The 19,110-nt window shown below is 46.4% G+C and carries 12 protein-coding genes; 4 read left to right on the top strand and 8 right to left on the bottom strand.

The features are described 5' to 3' along the window. Nucleotides 1–129: 129 nt before the first annotated feature. Entirely contained in the window at nucleotides 130–3,573 is a 3,444-nt protein-coding gene (locus tag ACFPFU_RS03340) for a SusC/RagA family TonB-linked outer membrane protein (RefSeq protein WP_377061502.1), read from the top strand. A 110-nt stretch (nucleotides 3,574–3,683) separates the two neighbouring features. After that, a complete protein-coding gene (locus ACFPFU_RS03335; RefSeq protein ID WP_377061500.1) occupies nucleotides 3,684–5,516 on the top strand; it encodes a RagB/SusD family nutrient uptake outer membrane protein in 1,833 nt (610 codons plus the stop codon). Nucleotides 5,517–5,766: 250 nt separating this feature from the next. Here ACFPFU_RS03335 and ACFPFU_RS03330 read toward each other — a convergent pair whose 3' ends face one another. The 8 genes from ACFPFU_RS03330 to ACFPFU_RS03295 all read right to left on the bottom strand — a co-directional run bounded on the left by ACFPFU_RS03330 (nucleotide 5,767) and on the right by ACFPFU_RS03295 (nucleotide 17,628). Then, nucleotides 5,767–6,954, bottom strand: coding sequence for a hypothetical protein (locus tag ACFPFU_RS03330; RefSeq protein ID WP_377061498.1), 1,188 nt, complete (start codon nucleotides 6,952–6,954; stop codon nucleotides 5,767–5,769). Between the two features lie 190 nt (nucleotides 6,955–7,144). Next, nucleotides 7,145–7,714: an RNA polymerase sigma factor gene (locus tag ACFPFU_RS03325; RefSeq protein ID WP_377061496.1), complete on the bottom strand. Its 570-nt coding sequence runs from the start codon at nucleotides 7,712–7,714 to the stop codon at nucleotides 7,145–7,147. A 156-nt stretch (nucleotides 7,715–7,870) separates the two neighbouring features. Then, complete coding sequence (locus ACFPFU_RS03320; protein ID WP_377061495.1) at nucleotides 7,871–10,279, bottom strand: ABC transporter permease; 2,409 nt, start codon at nucleotides 10,277–10,279, stop codon at nucleotides 7,871–7,873. A gap of 308 nt (nucleotides 10,280–10,587) precedes the next feature. Next, nucleotides 10,588–10,746, bottom strand: coding sequence for a hypothetical protein (locus tag ACFPFU_RS03315; RefSeq protein WP_377061493.1), 159 nt, complete (start codon nucleotides 10,744–10,746; stop codon nucleotides 10,588–10,590). Between the two features lie 253 nt (nucleotides 10,747–10,999). Next, nucleotides 11,000–11,686 (bottom strand): MBL fold metallo-hydrolase, encoded by a 687-nt coding sequence (locus ACFPFU_RS03310; RefSeq protein WP_377061491.1) that lies wholly within the window; start codon nucleotides 11,684–11,686, stop codon nucleotides 11,000–11,002. Nucleotides 11,687–11,909: 223 nt separating this feature from the next. Further along, the gene (locus ACFPFU_RS03305) at nucleotides 11,910–12,428 is read right to left on the bottom strand and encodes a retropepsin-like aspartic protease (protein WP_377061489.1); all 519 of its coding nucleotides are present in this window, start codon (nucleotides 12,426–12,428) and stop codon (nucleotides 11,910–11,912) included. A gap of 322 nt (nucleotides 12,429–12,750) precedes the next feature. Then, nucleotides 12,751–15,153, bottom strand: a complete 2,403-nt coding sequence (locus ACFPFU_RS03300) for an ABC transporter permease (protein ID WP_377061487.1) — start codon at nucleotides 15,151–15,153, stop codon at nucleotides 12,751–12,753. Between the two features lie 114 nt (nucleotides 15,154–15,267). After that, nucleotides 15,268–17,628 (bottom strand): ABC transporter permease, encoded by a 2,361-nt coding sequence (locus tag ACFPFU_RS03295; RefSeq protein ID WP_377061485.1) that lies wholly within the window; start codon nucleotides 17,626–17,628, stop codon nucleotides 15,268–15,270. 602 nt (nucleotides 17,629–18,230) lie between these two features. Here ACFPFU_RS03295 and ACFPFU_RS03290 point away from each other — a divergent pair. Further along, nucleotides 18,231–18,584, top strand: coding sequence for a DUF6152 family protein (locus tag ACFPFU_RS03290; protein ID WP_377061483.1), 354 nt, complete (start codon nucleotides 18,231–18,233; stop codon nucleotides 18,582–18,584). Nucleotides 18,585–18,586: 2 nt separating this feature from the next. Next, entirely contained in the window at nucleotides 18,587–19,063 is a 477-nt protein-coding gene (locus ACFPFU_RS03285) for a DUF6644 family protein (RefSeq protein WP_377061481.1), read from the top strand. The last annotated feature ends 47 nt before the right edge of the window (nucleotides 19,064–19,110 follow it).

Below are 19,110 nucleotides of genomic sequence, written 5' to 3'. Positions count from 1 at the left end.
AACCATGAAAAAGTGTCCGTTTGATACCAGTTAGCATTAAGGCTTTTATTTTGCCCCGGAATGAAATCGATTTCATAATAAAAGAAATAGGGGGCGATTAACTTATTGATTAACAAAACCCGATAAAAAATGATAAACAAATTACTAAAGGATTGCAAGAAGAAAGTATTTGCATGCTGTCTATACTTATTTGCTTCTTGTTTATGGGTTCCGGCAGTTTCCGCTGACGTGAACGTAAATGATCAAATTAAGGCAATCGATGAAGTCAAAGTCGATTTTTCCATAGACGGTCTTTCTCTGATGCAGTGTTTCAGAACCATAGAAAAAAACACCGGTTTCAATTTTGTGTATACAAACAGAAATTTCGACAAAAAAGAAAAAGTACATGTTGGAAGCCATCCTGATAATGTATACGAACTGTTGGAAACGATTTCAAAGCAATTTGGTTTGGATTTCAAGCAGGTCAATTACAACATCCACGTCAACAAATCGAAAAGGGCAGGAGCTAATCCGGTTTCGATCAATATCAACGAAGTGGACATCACCATATCGGGTACGGTGGTGGATGAAGAGGGTGATCCGATTCCCGGCGCCACTGTTTTTGTAAGGGGAACGAGCACAGGAACTGCAACTGACTTGGACGGAAAATACTCTCTTACGGTGCCGGAAGGATCTGAGATCACGGTGTCATATATTGGTTATGTATCCCAAACGGTTGTGGTAGAAAACCAGTCAGAAATCAATATCACTTTGCAACTGGATACTTCTTCACTGGAGGAAGTGGTGGTTATTGGCTATGGTACAGCCAAAAAAAGGGATATCACCGGTGCGGTTTCCTCGGTTAATGCCGACAAATTCCTGAACGAAAACCCCAACTCTGTACAGGACATTCTCCGGGCAAATGCACCGGGCCTGATTGTCGGTATGGATGCCACCGCCAAAGGAGGAGGCTCCCTGGAAGTAAGGGGACGGAGTTCCTTGAACGCCAACAGAAGCCCGCTTCTGGTAGTGGATGGAGCGATTTATTACGGACAACTGGCTGACATCAATCCCAATGACATAGAAAACCTTGAGGTACTGAAAGACGCCAGCGCTGCCGCAGTATTTGGGGCCAAATCCGCCAACGGGGTCATCCTGATCACCACAAGAAGGGGTAAGGAAGGACGCTCCGTCATCAACATCAACTCCAATGTGGGCCTGACCAGCATGGCGACGTTCCCCGACGTCTATGGTCCCCATGAATTTATCTCATGGCGGGAAGATGTGATGAAAAGCATCAACGCGGGAGGATACCAGCCTCATCAGTTTTCCGATCCGAGAAATCTGCCAAGCAATGTTTCCCAGGAGCAGTGGATGGCTTACGACGGTTCCTCTGGAGACCCCGTTAGGGTTTGGTTGCAGCGTTTGAACATGCAGCCGGTGGAAATAGAAAACTACATGAATGGCCGTTCGGTCAACTGGTATGACAAAGTTTTTCAAAATGGATTGAGACAGGATCACACGGTGAGCCTTTCGGGAAGAAAGGATGACTTCCAATATTATTGGTCGCTCGGCTACCTGCACAATGAAGGCGTAGTGGTGGGTGATGAGTTCAAAACATTCAGGAGCAGGGTTAATTTGGAAGGCAAGGTCAATAAGTTTCTTACGGTGGGGATGAACACGCAGTTTGCCGACAGGGACGAGAGCCAGGTGCCGGTAAACTGGAATCTCCTCCGAACCCTTTCCCCTTGGGGTTCCGAGTTCAACGAGGATGGAACGTACAAATGGAGGCCAAATGATGAGGCGAGTGGGGGTAATCACCCTTCGTATGCCAGGAGTCATATCGACAGACTACAGAAAGAGTTCACGATTAATTCAACGTTGTACGCTTCTATTAACCTTCCTTTTGGTTTTAACTTCAGGACTAATTTCACGCCCAGATTGACGTTCTTCGAGCGGTATAATCATGAATCAGCGGCCCACGCAGATTGGGGAGCGAGAGGCGGAAACGCTTCCAGGCGGAACCAAAAAACCTATTATTGGCAGGTTGATAATATTCTTTCCTGGCAAAAACTCATTGCGGATAAGCATGACTTCAACGTGACCCTGCTGGCCAACGCCGAAAAATTCCAGCAATGGGACAGCGAAATATCCAACAATGGTTTTGAGCCACATGACAGACTGGGGTATCACAATCTCAGTGCCGGCGTCAACCCCATAATAGCTTCTAACCGGCACGATCAGTATAGTACCGGTGATGCCTTAATGGCAAGGTTGATCTATACGTACGACGGGAAGTACTCCACCACCCTTTCTACCAGACGTGACGGCTATTCAGCCTTTGGACAAAGCAATCCCAGGGCCAACTTCTACTCCGCAGCAGTGGGCTGGCTCTTTTCGGATGAAAACTTTGTCGACATCGACTGGCTTGATTTTGGTAAGCTGAGGCTTTCCTGGGGCAGCAACGGCAACCGGGATATCGGGAGATACGCTGCACTGGCCGATCTGTCTACCGGAAAATATTTTTACCAGCGGCCCAGCGGGGATCTCTATTTTGTCAGCCAATTATGGGTGAACAGGATGCAAAACAGGTTTCTCCAGTGGGAAAGGACCCAATCCTATAACCTTGGACTCGATTTCTCCATTTTGAGAAGCAGATTAGGGGGTACCCTTGAGTTCTACCAGACTTCTACAACAGACCTCTTGGTGGAACGTTCTCTTCCTAATGTGATCGGGTTTGACTGGATCACAGACAACCTCGGCGAGATTCAGAACAAGGGTTTGGAGATCACGCTGAACTCCACCAATCTGACCACCCGTAACCTGACATGGACCAGCACGTTCAATTTCCAGCTTAATCGAAACAAAATCATCAGTCTGTATGGAGATTTGGACGAAAACGGCAACGAATTGGATGACATTCAGAACCGGTGGTTCATCGGGGAGGCCATTGATAGGGTCTGGCATTATAAAACGCTTGGGATATGGCAGCAACATGAGGCGGATGCCGCCGCCGAGTACGGTGTGCATCCAGGCGACTACAAGGTTGAAGATGTGAACGGGGACGGCCGGTTCACCAATGCCGACAGGCAGTTTTTGGGCTATTCAGAACCACGCTACAGGTGGAGCCTGAGAAATGAATTCAACATCGCGAGAAATTTTGACCTGTCATTTATGATGTATGCCTATTGGGGACATATAGATAGCTTTAACCAGATGAAAAACCGTGACGGCTTTTTGGACAGGACCAGTTCGTACCTGACCCCCTATTGGACAGAAGAAAACCCCAACAACGAATGGGCCAGGTTGTATTCCAGTGAAGGTGGCGCAGGCGGGTTTAACGTATACCGTAAGCGTTCCTTTATCCGGCTTGAAAACATCTCCATGGGTTACAATGTCCCCCAACCGGTGTTGGAAAAAGCCAAAGTCAGCAGTTTAAGACTGTATTTCACGGTGAGAAACGTCGGTTTCTATGCCCCGGAATGGAACTTCTGGGATCCAGAAAAATCGGTCTCCCCACATGATCTGGGAGGATCCTCCGTGTCCGGGCCCATCCCGAGAATCTGGACTTTGGGAATTGATCTGACTTTGTAAAATGACTAAACCTGAAAAAAGATGAAATCGAGCATGACGAGGTCGCCACACGGAGGGATGATTATCTATCATGCGATATTCCATATGGCCTATTAAAAAATTATAAACATATGAAAACCTACAATAAACTAAAAAAGATCAGTACACTTTTGACGGCTGCGGCCCTTACGACTGTCTTTATGGGGTGTAGCGAGGAATGGCTGGATCCGAAGCCTCTGTCCATTTACACACCGGAAAACTCTTATAACCAAGCCAGCGGACTTTGGAGTGCCATGGTGGCCTGTGAGCGGAATATGAGACATGAATATACAGGAGATGCACCTCCTATTCTCACGGAACATATTTTCTCTGAAGTGGCGGTAGAAGGCACTACGGACAAATCAGGCCCGGCACAGGATCTGAATTTGTTGATCACTCCTGACGCCCAGCTTAATCACACGGATTACAACAGGATAGGCTGGTACTGGCTGGAAGGGTACAGGGCGCTTAAATACGCCAATACCATCATTACCCGTATTGACGAGCCACAGGATTATGGATCCGAAGCCGAAAAGAACCACCTTTTGGGTACCGCTTATTTCCACAGGGCTCTGCGGTATTACCGTCTGACCCAACAATTCGGGGATGTTCCTTTGGTCCTGGAGGAAATGATGGAACCCAAACTGGATTTCTATTCTACCGACCGTGAGGTGATCCTCAGAAGAATGAAACAGGATCTGGAATGGGCAGAACAATGGGTGCCGGACGGCGTGGACAGGGGTAGAGCCCCCAAGGGAGCCATTCAGCACCTTCTGACCAAGATCAACCTGGCTTTGGGCGAATTTGATGATGCCATAGCTTCTGCCAGCAGGTTAATAGATGAGGGCCCATATGCATTGATGACGGAGCGGTTTGGGAGTTATGCCAATGACCCTACTAAAAATGTGATATGGGATCTGCACAGGCCGGAGAACAAGGCCTCGAACAACAACAGGGAGACAATATTGTTGGTCATGGACCGAATCGATACCGATGGCAATTCCGGGGGGATGACTTCTATGAGGCAAGGTGTGCCATTTTGGTTTTCCGGCATCAATACACCTGCCGGAAACAGGGGAACTTTTGACATAGCGACGGCCGAAATTAACCAAGTAGTGGAATACGGGAGAGGAATTGGACGTCTCCGCGGTACATGGTACCATCAATCCATGATCTGGGATGATCCCAATGACCTTAGACATGCGCCGGGGAACTGGATGAACATGGAGGATTTGGTCTACAATAACCCCAATATCAAAGGAGAAGACCCTTATTATGGAAAAAATCTCCAGTTTAGAGACGAAAACGGTACTTTACTGGTGGTGGATACCATTCGAAGCTGGTTTTCTTGGCCGCATTACAAACTTTATATTCCTGATCCACAAAGGGTTCAGCCTCAGGGAGGTCATAGCGACTGGTATATCTTCAGGTTAGCAGAGACGTATTTGCTAAGGGCTGAGGCCTATGCCTGGAAGGATGAACTGGATAAAGCCGCCGCCGATATCAATGCGGTAAGAACCCGTGCCGGATGTGCGCCTTATACCGCTGCCGATATCAATATTGGCACTGTTTTGGACGAGCGGGCCAGAGAACTGTATTATGAGGAGCCCAGAAAAACCGAGTTGACCCGTATGGCCTATATCTTTGCCAAAACAGGAAAACCGGCTTATAACGGCAAAACCTATAACATGCAGAATTTCTCGGACGACAACTTCTTCTATGACAGGATCATGGAGAAAACCGATTACTATAATAAAGGCGTGTTTACCCGCCATGGCGATACCTATACCATGAGCCCCTACCACGTATTGTGGCCTATTCCGGCCGCTGCGATCAACGGCAATACCAGAGGTATCATTAACCAGAACAAAGGTTATTCAGGCTACGAAAACAATGTGCCGCCATTGACGGAGATATTTGAATAAGTTAGGTGATTTGTTAACCATCGAAAGGCCATCGTTTATGTATATAAGCGGTGGCTTTTTTAATGGCATTTTCGGACTGGTTCTGAGACAAACGGGGTGCAACACGGTAGTTCGTTGGTTTTCGACCACGGCTTCCGTGGTTTGACATAGAAAACGCCTTCAGCATATCTCCTCAAAGATCCCTGTGAATTCCGCACATCGCCCGATTGGTAATGAAAATCGGTCTCTGCCTTTTCTTGGACTCCTATCTTTATTCCGATATGAGCCGGGTCCTGTAGATAACTTCGTAATCCCTCTCAAAGGTTTCAGTGGGAGAGGACCAGAGAAAACCTTTGTTGTCAATAAATTCCAGGCTGCCCACAATAGGCGGGGCGCCAATTTCATGGATCTGTCCCAGACTATCGATAAGGGCAAACCGGGTCTTGTTATTCAGCCCGGCATTCCACAAAAAATCCTTGGAATCAGGGTATGTTCTGGACAGTTCACTGTATTTTTCCTGGTTTAGGCCATTACGGTATTGGAGGACAAGACTGCCGTTTTCGTAATTAAAAAGTTTGTCCAAAGAACCAAAGAAGAAATCCCTGTAATCGATGTTGATTGCTCCCAGATTGACACTGTTGGGATCCACACCGGGTCTTTGCTGGAAATCCATCAAATCCAAGGGGTAAGTCGCCACCGGGGTTTCCAGGTTGTCCCAATGGTATTCATACAAAACAGGATCATTTTTAAACGCCAGAAAGAGTTGCTGCCCGGAAGTGGCAAATACAGGTTGGGCAAAGATAATGATGTATACCTCTTCGCTGTTGAACTTGGATGCTTCAGGATAGGGGATGACACCTTCGAAGGTATTTTTCTTCAAATCGATCCATTCCATTTTGAGGCCTTCGGCACGGGTATAGAAGCTGAATTCCCCTTCCCGCCCAGGGTAATACGCCAATGCTTTTTCTTCGGAGGCGGTTTGGATGAAGTCTGCATCAACGTTTAACACATTGGAGAGCGGCGTGAATTCGGGGCGGGTCTGGCTTACCGGCTTGCCATCATGGATATCATAAGTAAATACGCCTCTTTGACCAGCCAGTATCCATTCATCCCCGTTTCTGAATTTTGGGCTGGCAAAAGGCGTGCTGCCGACTGCTTCAGGGTATTCCCCAGTCTTGTTGAAAGTACGAAGGGTTTTGCCGTTGCGGTCAATGATCAAAACGTCTTTTGTTTGGGTATCCATTCCCAAAAAAAGATTGTTTTCGCCGTTGATGTCGCACCAGGCAAGGCTGCCTATGTGATCCACCATGAGGGAGTCCAATATTTCCATCTTCAAGAGAGAAGCCGGTGGGCTTTCGCTCCGCTCTGGCTCGCCCCCGCAGCTTTCCAGTATAATGATAAGAAGCAAAAATATACCATAAGGGGAGATGAAAAGGATAACCTTTGAATATTTACTCATTTACTTAAAAGTTGTTGGGAATGTACAATATACGGATGATAATCCTACTTTGCCAACTTTTATCCCCAGCCCTTCGTCAGGTAGCGGAAGGTTAAATTTTTAGTTATCAACCGTATTTTCGTGCCAGTATTGGTTGACTTCATCGAGTATTATATCATTGGAGCCAGTAAAATGCGCAGGGCCAAAGCCGTCAAGAAGGTATTAAGTGGTGATTTTCCTGCCGTTCTTTGGTGATCATTTTTTGGAGGAGAGCCCTCGCTCTGCTCAATTGGGATTTTGAGGTATTTTCACTGATATGGAGTTTTTCCGCTATTTCATGATGGGGGAAGCCCTCTATGGCAAACAGGTTGAAGACCGTCCTGTATCCCAGGGGGAGGCTGTTGATAAGTTTCATCAAGTCTTCGACCGCCAAATCGTCTCCGGGAATACGGTCGACGGTAGGGGATAAAGCACCATCCAGCCCTATTTCATTATAGAGGCTTTTTTCTTTTTCCAGGTACATCAGGCATTCGTTGACCATGATTCTTCTGATCCATCCGGCGAAGCTTCCTGTTTCCCTGAATTGATGAATTTTTTCGAAGACTTTCATAAAGCCTATGATAAGTATGTCCTCTGCTGTTGCCGTTTCTTTGACATACCGGAAACAAAGGACATACATTTTTGGGGAATACCTTTCATATACCTCTTTTTGAGCGATGGGATCCCGCACCAGGCATCCCAGGTAAAGCCGCTTTTCCGTATACCACTCATTGGTTTTCATGATGGGTTTGTTTTGATTGTCAAGTGTTTGTGTTTTTAAAAGGGACAAAACAAATTTCGTCACAGCACCGGCCAGGTGAAATCACATGTTTGTGTGAATCTTTCTGATGCATTAGTAGGAATGGACCATATCAATAACCCGTTTTGCTTCAAAATGCTATTCGCTTTGCAACACCTCGGCCGGATTCTTTTGGGCCACTTTGTATCCGTGCAGGGCCACTATGAACAAGCTGGTCATCAATGTACCCAATCCGGCCAGGGCATACATTTCCATCGGCATGTTTATACGGAATTGAAAATCCTCCAGCCAACTGCCCAGAAGGTACCATGCGGGCACGGCCCCGAGGAAGAAGGAAAGGATGAGCAGCACAACATATTCTTTGGAAATACCCAGAAGGATTTGTGAGACAGTGGCTCCCAGTATTTTTCTGATACTGATCTCTTTGGTCTTTTGTGCGATGGTAAAAGAGGTAAGGGCAAACAAACCCAGAAGACTGATGACCAGAGCCATCAGCGTCGCCATGGTCAGGACTTTCCGAAACTGGTATTCGGATTTATAAAAATTGGCTATGGTCTCATCAAAGAACTGAAATTCCAGTTCATCTGATGGGAAAAAAGAATGGAGCAAGGTATCCAGAGTGGCTTTGGTCTCCAGGAGATCCGTTCCCTCCTGTAGCCTGATATTCAACGTTTTGGCATTGTCCGGTTTGTAAACCATGACCATGGGGAGGATTTTTTCTCTTAAATGCCTTGAATGAAAATTAGGGACCACACCTACTATTATATAATCAGCGTCGTTCCAGTTAACAAACTTTCCAACTGCTTCTTCCGGTATTTCAAATCCCAGATCAGTGACGAAGTTTTGATTGATCAAAATTTCATGCTCCACTTCCCGAAGATTGTTACCCGCAAGGGGCAACGCATGATATACATCAAGGTAGTCTTTATCTATGGTCTTGACCTGTACCTCGTATTCTGTTTTTTCATCCTCTTTTTCCACCGTGACAATTGAAGTCCATAAGGCCATAGAAGCGATCATATCGTTTCCAAGACTGGAGTATTTCACGGAATTTTGCTGATCAATGGTGTTTTTGAAGCTTTCTGCCTGATGCTGCGGCGCGGAAAAAGGGAGCCTGACATACACGATGTGCTCTTTGTCAAAACCCAAATCCTTTTCCGTCAAATATTTGATTTGGGAAGAAACGACCAAAACAGCGATGATGAAACCTATGGAAAGGGCAAACTGGAAAACGGTGAGGTTTTTTTGGATGAAATGTCCTATTGAAAAGCCTTTCGGGTTCTTGAATGCTTTTTTGAGAGCTTGTTGGGGCTGAAAAGCAGACAGGATCAGGGAAGGAAAAAATCCTGAAATCAAGGTCAGCGCAATGCCTGCCACTACCATGAAGCCTATGGTGCTGGAAGACAGGTAATTGATGTCAAAGGTTTTTGGCAAAAACTCCTGAAAATACCTTCCCAGCATTTCACATATAAAAATCCCCAACAGCAGGGAGAGGCCTACGATCAAGGCGGTTTCAGCGAGAAACTGAAAGATAAGCTGCGGTCTGCTGCTGCCCAAGGTTTTCCTGATCCCCACCTCTTTCGACCTGACAATGGACTGGGCGGTTTCCAGGTTGATAAAGTTGATGCTGGCCAATACCAAAATGAAAACACCAATGATGATCAAGCCTTTCAGTACGGTCTTGCTGGCACTGGGCCTGTCGAAGTTGGACTGAAAATGCAATTCTTTCAGAGGAAGCAAGGAAAATTCCATGTTCCTGTTTTCATCCTCACTGGGTACATGCTTTTCCACGATAGCCAAAAGTTTTTTCTCAGCCGCCTTTTTTTGGGCCTCATGATACAGTTTGACAAAGAGCTGAGAAGATGAATTGACCGAATTCCAGTTATCGGTTTGATAAAACTTCTTTTTGGAATCCGTGGACATGTGTTGAAGGGAAATGAAATCCGTAAACATGATATCCGTGTTTTCGGAGAAATCGGCAACTACTCCGGTTACCTGCGTGTAAACAGTGTCAAAAAAGTAATAGGTTAATTCTTTGCCGATTACTTCCGTAGGAGAGAGGCCACTGAAGTATTTTTCTGCTGAGGAAGCGGTCAACACGGTTTGATTTAGGCCTGATAGCGCTTGTTTGGGATCGCCGGCCAGCCAATTTCTCGGAAATATTTCAAAAAAACCGTTGTCTGCCAAAATCACATCGCCACCCTGATATATGCGGTCTTTTTCCGGATCCTGAACCTTTACTTCCCATAAGGTATAAAACTGCGTCTTTGTCGCGATTTCCGGCACTTCATCCTGAATGACCGAGGCCAAAGGTACCGGGACACCATTATTGGGCCAGGATTGGTCCATATAGGAAGTCAGGGTGTTGACCTGGTAAATTTTTTCCTTGTCTGGGTGAAATTTGTCAAAACTGTTCTCAAAATAGACCAGACTGAATACCAGCAAGCAGACGGCGATACCCAGGGAGAGTCCCAGGACATGTACAAAAGTCCTCAGTTTATATCTTTTGACGTTGCGATAGGCGATGAGTAAGTAATTTCTGATCATGGTAAGTGGACATGCACCAGTTTTGTGCCAACCTAAAACCCTTCAAATCGTCCTGAATCCCGGTTTTATCTATGATTTTGCTAGTTTCGGCGGACAAAATTGTCCGTTGACGGGCGAAAGACAAGAGAGAATTTCTATGAACTTTGAGAGTAGGGCTGCGGATCAAGGGAACAGAAAGATAGAGACTATTGCCACGGATAGGTTTGAAGACAGGATAGAAATGGGTAGCTTTTCGCATAAGCAGGGCAATCATATTCCATGGTTCCTACCAAAACCTTCCGTTACAGCACGCTATCCTCGGATTTCATTTATAGTTTTACTTCCCGGAGTTGGTTCAGATCATCGCCACGTCCTGCTTCTCTGAGTGCTTTCCGGTATGGCGGACAGGTCACCGCAATCATTTCAGCGTCTTCATGGGAAAAATACGCTCCTGTCACTCCCTTCTGTAGGTAGAGGATTTCCCCCACTTTGGCAGTTACTTCCCGGTTTGCGGTCCTGACGGTTTAGGATCCCTTTGTCACAATAAAGACTTCGTCATAAGGAAGCGGAAATTCAAATTCACCCCGCTCACCTTTGCTCCAGCGAATGAAAGTTACATCCAGCCTGGCGTCTTCGGATTCATCCAACACTCTCCGAAAAGAATCTTCTGGTCATCATCAGTCATCCAGGTCTTCTGACCTTCACTGCTGAACTTCCTTACTGACGGCCGCCGGGTTTGATTCATGATGTTTCTTTTTTCAATGGGTGAATGGCTTCATCTATAGCGGATTCCCATTCTTCATTGGTGACTTCTTTGAAGGGGAAGCGGTCGTTTGACGCGGCAAAGAAGACCACATCCGGTTTCAGCTCGCGCAGTATCCCCAGCGTTTCTTTCAGGTCGGTCTTGTCGCTTTCTCCTCCGGGTAAATAACCGTTGTTCCAGACACCATCGTCGTTAATTATCAGGGTATCACCGGTAAAAAGATAGGTTTTCCCATAAGGAGATTGGTAACGATAGCAGGTACTTCCCTTTGTATGGCCCGGACTCGGGATGACTTCAATGGCTCCCAAATGCATCGCATGGTCGTGAAATGTCAGGTCGGCATGTACACCGGATGCTTTATGTATGGCTTCGTCTTCCAAAGTATGGCAGCACAGGTCCGACTTAAAAATCTGTTTGATGCGTGCCAAAGCAGGAGTGGCCTCATGCCAGTGCCCGAGATACTGGCGCCTGATGCCACCCAAAGCCCGTATATATTCAAGGTCATCCTCGTCCGTAACCGGATCTATGGCCTCGCGTCCTGTACTGTAAAACATGATATTTCCCTCATCCCGAACGAGAAGGTAAGCATGGGAGATGATGTCAGGAAATTCGGAAAGAGGATGTTCGGGAGTTGTCTGCCAGAGATCGTCAAATAGCTTTTTCATAATACAATTACTCTATTTCAACCCTTTAACTGCGTCAATAATTGTTCCAATGCCTTGTCGGGCATAAGCAACTTTTCCCGGGTCCATATAGGGGAAAACCAGAAGTCACGTTTTGGCTTCTCAGCAACTTAAATAGACCGGAAATATGGAGCAGTGGTCTGACGTTGGTTGGCGCGGGGAGGAGGGAAATGCGTTTTTATGGTTCGTCAGGATTCTGAAGATGTCAGGGGAGCCTTTTGCTCCCAATGAAAGCGACTTGTTCCCGGTTGTAATCAATCACAAACCGGTGGGTTTTCATCGTTCCCGAACCCAGTACACCATCTATGGTAATGCCACATTTTTGTCTGATGGAGTCCGCGATAACTCCCAGGTCCAATGAAACAAAACTCCCTTCCAGTCTTATTCCGCCCAAAGTCATGTCCATATTGTAAACATGCATGTAGTCGGATAAAAGGCCATTGGCTGTAGAAACAAAATGTTGTCTGTTTTTTCGTGACATCGTCCCGAAATTGTATTTTTTTGCCCCTTTGATACTGACCACATTGATGTCCGACCCGGTATCCAGTAAGAAATAAGCCGGCTTGCCGTTTAACGCCACTTCTATAATGGGTTTAGGATGGAGGCTACAGAGTTTGGCTGTCATGTGTTCCTCCTGTGCTCCTGCCCCAACTGACAACGATATCAAAGACAGGGTTATCAGAGAGAAAAGGATGGTGTTTTTCCGGATGTTATTTTTCCACATGACCGTCGAACTTGTCTAGAATTCAAACTTAAAACAGGACCCGCCACCATCTTATCGTCCTTTGTTTCACTGGCTAACAGTATTCCAGGTGATCCTGTCCTGATGTGAATCCACATCCGTGCCAGTTCAAAAAACGGCCCTAATGCCGGTAAAATGGTATAAATCAGATATTTAACCTGATAATTCCGTACACTAAGCGGACATAAATGTCCAGTAAAGGTCAGTTTTTAAAGAGTGAATAAATTGTGGAATGTCCACTGATTGCACGGATTTACGCAGATCCCTTCTCATTCCGCCATCCGTCTTGCTGGATTTTTATGGCTTACTCCGTCCGCAATGACTCCACAGGATTCATCAGGGCAGCTTTTAGGGACCGGATACCTACAGTAAGGACGGTTACCGTGCCAACAGCCAAACCCGTCACCGCCAGCATCCACCATTGCAGTTCGATTCGATAAGCGAAGCCTGCCAACCAATTGTTCATCAATGCCGCGACCAAAGGAAGGGAAACCAATGTCGCCACCAGCCAGATGGCAAGGTATTCCTTCAAAAACAGGGAGGTAATCTGTATGGCTGATGCTCCCAGGACTTGCCGGATGCCCAGTTCCTTGACCCTCCTGGACAGCGCCAGGGAAACGACGCCCAGCATGCCCATGATGACGATCAGTAAAGCAATGACCGTCGCCGCCAATGCCGATTTTTTAAGGCGGATTTCCGTATGATACAGTTTCCTGAAAGTGTCGTCCATCATTTCATATTCAAAGATCGCACCTCGAAACATCTCACGGAATGCTGCTTCAACACTACCCATCGATGACTGAAGTTGGGGAGAATCGGTACGGATATTCAGGTACCGATAAGTGTTGGTATTCTTTACATGGGTAAATGCCAGGGGACGTATCGCCTCGTGCAGGGACTCAAAATGAAAATCACGTACAATTCCTGCTATTTCGACAGGAGATTCGGATCCCTGAAAGATTACCTTTTCTCCAATCGCTTCTTCAGGTTCTGTATATCCCAAGGCGCGGGCTGCCGATTCGTTGAGCACTATCCTGTCTGCTTTAAAAGCAGCCGCTTCCCCGTGGAAATATTGTCCCGCCAATACATCAATCTGGTAAGTTTGGGCATAGTGCTCGTCTGTCTGGAGCACTTTAAGGGATACAGCGTCCTCTGACTTTCCCCCTTCCCTGTACAGGCTGTTGCTGAAACCCGCTCTTCCATTGGGAAGCTCATAGGACAGGCTGGCGTTTCTTATTCCCGGGAGCGAAGTGATACTTTCCCTAAAGGTTTCCATCTTCCGCAGTCCCTTTTCATTCCACTCCCGAGGCAACACCAGGGAGACCATGGCATCTCTGGAATAACCCAATTCCGTGTTAAAAAAATAATCCACCTGCTTTAAAATGACGATGGCCGTTCCCAGGACCGTCAGGGAGACGATCATCTGGAAGACGATGAGTGACCTTCTCAACAACACATTTTCCTGTACGGATTTTAACCTGCCTTTCAGCGAATCTACCAAAGGCAGGCCGGAAAGGACAAGCGATGGATAGATACCCCCAAAAAAACCTACAACCGCTGTCAACGCAACTGCACCCCCGATGAAATAGTCTGGCCAATACCAGACCGGATGGGGGTTTACGCCAAATATTTCCCCAAAATAAGTTCTGGCCAATTCATAAAAAAGCAGTGCCAACAACATGCTGCTGGAGGAAAGCAGGATGGACTCGGCCATAAATTGTCCGAATAACTGGGCTTTTCTGACCCCCATGGCTTTCCGGATCCCTATTTCCTTTATCCTGGCCGATGCATTGCCTACAGCAAGGTTGACAAAATTGACAACGGCCATCAAAAGCACAAAAACCGAGATCAGGGTCAACACCCAAATGACTTTCCTTACCATGCCGTTGTTAGCGTTGAAATAAGACGTTCGCATGGGTTCCAGGTACAGGGAAACCTGACTCCTGACTTCTTCTGGCAGATGGGTTTGAAGGACATGGCGGATGGCATCATCCAGTTCTTCAGGTTGCACCCCAGGCATCAATTCCACATAATTGACGACATAAGGGTTGTTCCAGTTGTCAAAATTTCCTCTCCCCACACTTTTTGGGGGGAGTAGGATGGGGGAGGATTCATCCACAAACATGTTGAGGACGGTGTTTTTTGGCATCTCATCCAATACCCCTGTTATGATAAATGCTTCCCGTTCATAATTGAAGTTTTCTATCAAGACAGTTTCCCCGATCACATCTTCTTTTCCGAAAAACTTCCTTGCGGTCTCTACAGGGACGACCATGGAATTGGGTTCCGCCAGGGCATGGTCAGGATCACCATGAAGAAGGGGCAACCCAAACATGGAAATGACCGAAGCATCTCCGAGCTGTACTTCCTCCCGGAATTCCTTGTCATCTACGACCATTATACTTGTAATGGCATCAAAGCGGTAATAATTGGCGACTTTATCCGGATTGTTTTCTTTCAATGCTTCCCCGAACGGACCAAAGGCGGTGAAGTCCCTCCCGAGATCAGGGTTCTTCCACCGGCTTTTTACCAGGTATTGGTTTTCCAGGTTTTTTATGGAAGCATTCACCGAAGCCTCCTGGGCCAGATAATTGCCGGTCAAAAAAGCAAAAGCAAGTCCGACAGCAAGTCCCAAAATGCTGATCAGGTGGTAAAATTTTGCCTTGAAAAAATTCCTGAAGAAAATTTTAACATGATGCTTCCACATAGGCTGTCGTATTTAATCGGTTCGTTAGCATGCCTGAATGTTATCAATTGCTTTTTATTATTGATTCCATTGTTTCCAAGCTGGAACCTTATTTCAATCTCCTGATTTTTGTGCCTATTCGCTCCTTAAACTCTCCACCGGGTTGGCCACGGCGACGCGTAGCGTGTGAAGGCTCACCACAGTTAAAGTCAGCAACAGCATGATCATCCCTACCCCAGTGAACAACCAGATATCGATCGCAATATGATAGGTGTAATTTTCCAGCCAGTCGTTCATCTTCCAATATACAAAAGGTACCCCTATGCAAAATGCGATCAATACCAGCTTTAAAAAATCTTTGGAGATCAGCAGCAATACCTGGGAGACTGATGCGCCCAAGACTTTTCGGATGCCAATTTCCCGAATGCGTTTTTCTACCGTGAAGGACGCGAGACCAGCCAAACCCATGCAGCAGATGAAAATGGCCAGTGCCGCAAAAATGCTGGCAATCTTGCCTACAAGCTCCTCGGCGAGGAATTTCTTGGCAAATTCCTGATCAACAAACTGGTATTCTAACGGAACTGCCGGATTGTATTCTTTGAAAATGGCTTCTATGGATTGAAGTCCGCTTTGTAGGGGGATCTGTTCATTGAGACGTATGCTGATTATATTAGAACTTTCAGGGGCAAAATAGATCATCATCGGATCGACAGGTTTAAACGGAGAGTCCATGGTGACATTATCCGTGACACCGATCACGGTATAACCAGTATTGCCGTATCTCATTACCGTACCCACGGGGTCATCCAGTCCCAAGGCCTCAACGGCAGCCAGGTTCAACAACATGGAAGATGAATCGGATGGCATGCCCGAAAAATCGTTTCCCTCAAGTATCCTGATGCCCATGGTTTTTGAAAAGTCCACATCTGAATATATACCCGCAAAAAGCATGTTCAGATCCGCGGGTTTTCCCTCCCAATCCGGTGCGGGAGATCTCCACCAGATGCTGGTAATGGGAGAAAGCGTTCTGGTTACCGAATGAACCATCCCTGTCTTTAGCAGTTCCTCTTTTATGATGGAAAAATTGCTTTGCGTGTCCGGGCTGGTGGATATCATCATCAGGTTGTTGGGATCATAGCCAATGTCCCTGTTTTTGATATGCTGTATCTGCTGGTAGACAATGATGGTGGATGAAATAAGTAAGATGGAAACGACAAACTGCGCGACAACCAGTATGTGGCGCGGTAAAGCGGCTTTTTCCCCCGAAAGAAAAGTTCCCTTCAACGTTTTTATGGGATTGAAAGAGGAAAGGTACAATGAAGGGTAACTGCCAGCCACTATACCGGTGAACGCGATAATGACAAAGGATACAATCCAGAAGATTGGCTTTGATATATCCAAAGACAGGTTTTTGTTTACCAAGGTGTTGAAAGCGGGCATTATTGCATAAACCGCGGCAATGGACAAAATAAAAGCCGTTAGGGCAAGTATCATGGATTCGGAAAAGAACTGTAACATCAGTTGCTTTCGGCCTGAACCCAGCGTTTTTCGTATACCCACCTCTTTTGCCCTTTTTTCCGACCTGGCGGTGGAAAGGTTCATGAAATTGATGCAGGCGATCAGGAGTATGATCACAGCGATAACGGAAAAAAGCCTTACGTATTCGATCATGCCTCCCGTATTTTCCCCGTTCTTAAATTCGCTGTACAGTCTCCACCGGTTCATCGGGAAAGGGAAATAGGTGCTGATGTTTTTGTCACCGGGGTCACGTTCAATTTTAATATCCGTTATTTTTTTTGCTACCTCCTGTAAGTTAACGCCAGGCACGGTTTGTACAAATACGCGCCAGGAGGAGTTTGTCCAGTTCCCCATGGCTCGGTTCAGGTAGTCATTGGAATAGTTGAAGGCATTGATGAAGTCAAACTGAAAAGTGGAGTTTCCGGGCACATCGGCGATTACGGCGGTAACTTTCGCATCATACTCATTGTCGACGTTTATGATTTTGTCAATGGGATTTTCATCACCAAACAAGGCCTCGGCCGTCGACTGGGTCAACACAATGGCGTAAGCATCGGGTAGGGCAGTTGCCCTGTTTCCGTTGATGAATTGCCACGTAAACATATCAAAAAAGTGTTCGCTCACGGTAAGCCCTTCCTTCTTGAATTTTGTATCACCATAAGCCAATACATGTGATCCGGGATGGGTGACCACCACAGCCTTTTCTATCTCCGGTATTTCTTCTTCAAGGGTGAAGGCAAGGGGCAACACCATGTTTTGATCGGTGAAAATCTGACCATTAAAGTCACGGTTGGCCATTAACTGGTGAAGGTGGTCGTAGTCCTTATGAAACTTGTCATACGTAAGCTCATCATACACCCATAAAAGGATGAAGATGGTGCATGTGCAACCCAATGTCAGTCCGGTCAGGTTGATGGCAGAAAAGCCCTTGTTGCGCAAAAGGTTTCTCCAGGCGATGGTCAGGTAATTTTTCCACATGGTTTTCAGATAGATAAAGTGCTCTTAGCCTTTCCCTTCTACTATTATGCCAGGCTAAAATGCGGAAAATAAGACCGTAGAAGGCTTACGCACCAATTTGGAGATGGAAAGTTCGGACAGAAACGTTCGCTGACGGACAAATGGCTATGACGGCTTCCGGTAACCGTTGGGAGCCTGACCAAAGGATGGGTCCACGGATTGCCCTGATTTCCACGGATTGTTTGGGAAACAGGGCTTTATCAAAACTTCCTAACTGGACATCCATGATCCCGAACCAAAATCTGCTATCGATGCGTATTTGGAAAACAGAATTAAAGGCTTTTTTAAAGGAAAGGCAATCTTGGTACTTGGACCGGGTTATATGGGTTGTCGGGGCAAACTTGCAAAAATGATGTGCCTCCCGGTTACATGGACCTTCGCGATTCCAGCGGGCGCGTTAGCGCCGTTTTGAGGTTTGTGAACCAGTCGTAATAAAGATACAGATATTGTGACATAAGCAGCATCGACAAAAAACAACCACTATAGGTTAAATAGTCAAATAAACACTTCGAACTCCGGATGGATTTGCTTAATTTTAGCTAACACCAAAAACACAAGAGGCCATGGATTACTTAAAAAATATCTCCCTTGTACTCGTATTTATTTTAAGCGTGTCATTTGTAATACTTCATCATGGATGGGCCAATTATGATCAGACCAAAGTGCTGGACTTTGAAAGCGTCATCACCGAGTCGACTTATGAAAACCCTCATGCGATAGCCAAGATGGAATATCAGGGTGAACCCTGGACCGTGGTTCTGGCACCTGCAAGCCGGATGACTGCCCGGGGACTTTCGGCGGAAATGATCAAAAAGGGGACCGCTGTGAGAGTGGTTGCTTACCCTCATAAAAAGGAAAAGGGGGAAATGCGGGCCGAAAGGATATATGTTGATGACGAGAAGTACGAGCTGAGGTAATCGTGCCGGAATACCTTGACTGGTTAGAAAACACCTCCTGGGCGTTTACAATCCGCCAATCCTTGTGGATGTATCCCGCCTTGGAGATTGTCCATATTCTGGGTATCGTCATGCTTGTCGGTGCCGCATTGCTATTTGACTTTCGCCTATTGGGTTTTTCCGCCAACCTACCCTTAGTTGGTTTAGCCCGCCATCTTCTGCCTTGGTCCCAGCGGGGATTGATTTTTGTGATTCCTTCGGGTTTGTTATTGTTCATCACCAATGCCAAAACGCTGGGCTTGGATCCGACCTTCTGGTTAAAGATGACTTTACTGATTATTGCCGCGCTGAATGTGTTTGTATTTCACAGATTTGTTTTCAAAAGGAAAGGTGAGGCGGAGATTTCCGGCAAGCTGCCGTTACGCTATAAACTCCCCGCCCTGGTTTCCATCGTCGTATGGATCGCTGTGATCACCTGTGGACGTTTATTGGCTTACTGAACTAAAAAAAACATATCAACGCTGCAAGAAAGATCATTTGGTAATTA

Source organism: Negadavirga shengliensis (assembly GCF_042652345.1).
In the GTDB taxonomy this organism is placed as follows: Bacteria; Bacteroidota; Bacteroidia; order Cytophagales; family Cyclobacteriaceae; genus Negadavirga; species Negadavirga shengliensis.
The sequence above is the reverse complement of the archived record's forward strand: the minus strand, read 5'-3'. Positions and strand labels throughout refer to the sequence as shown.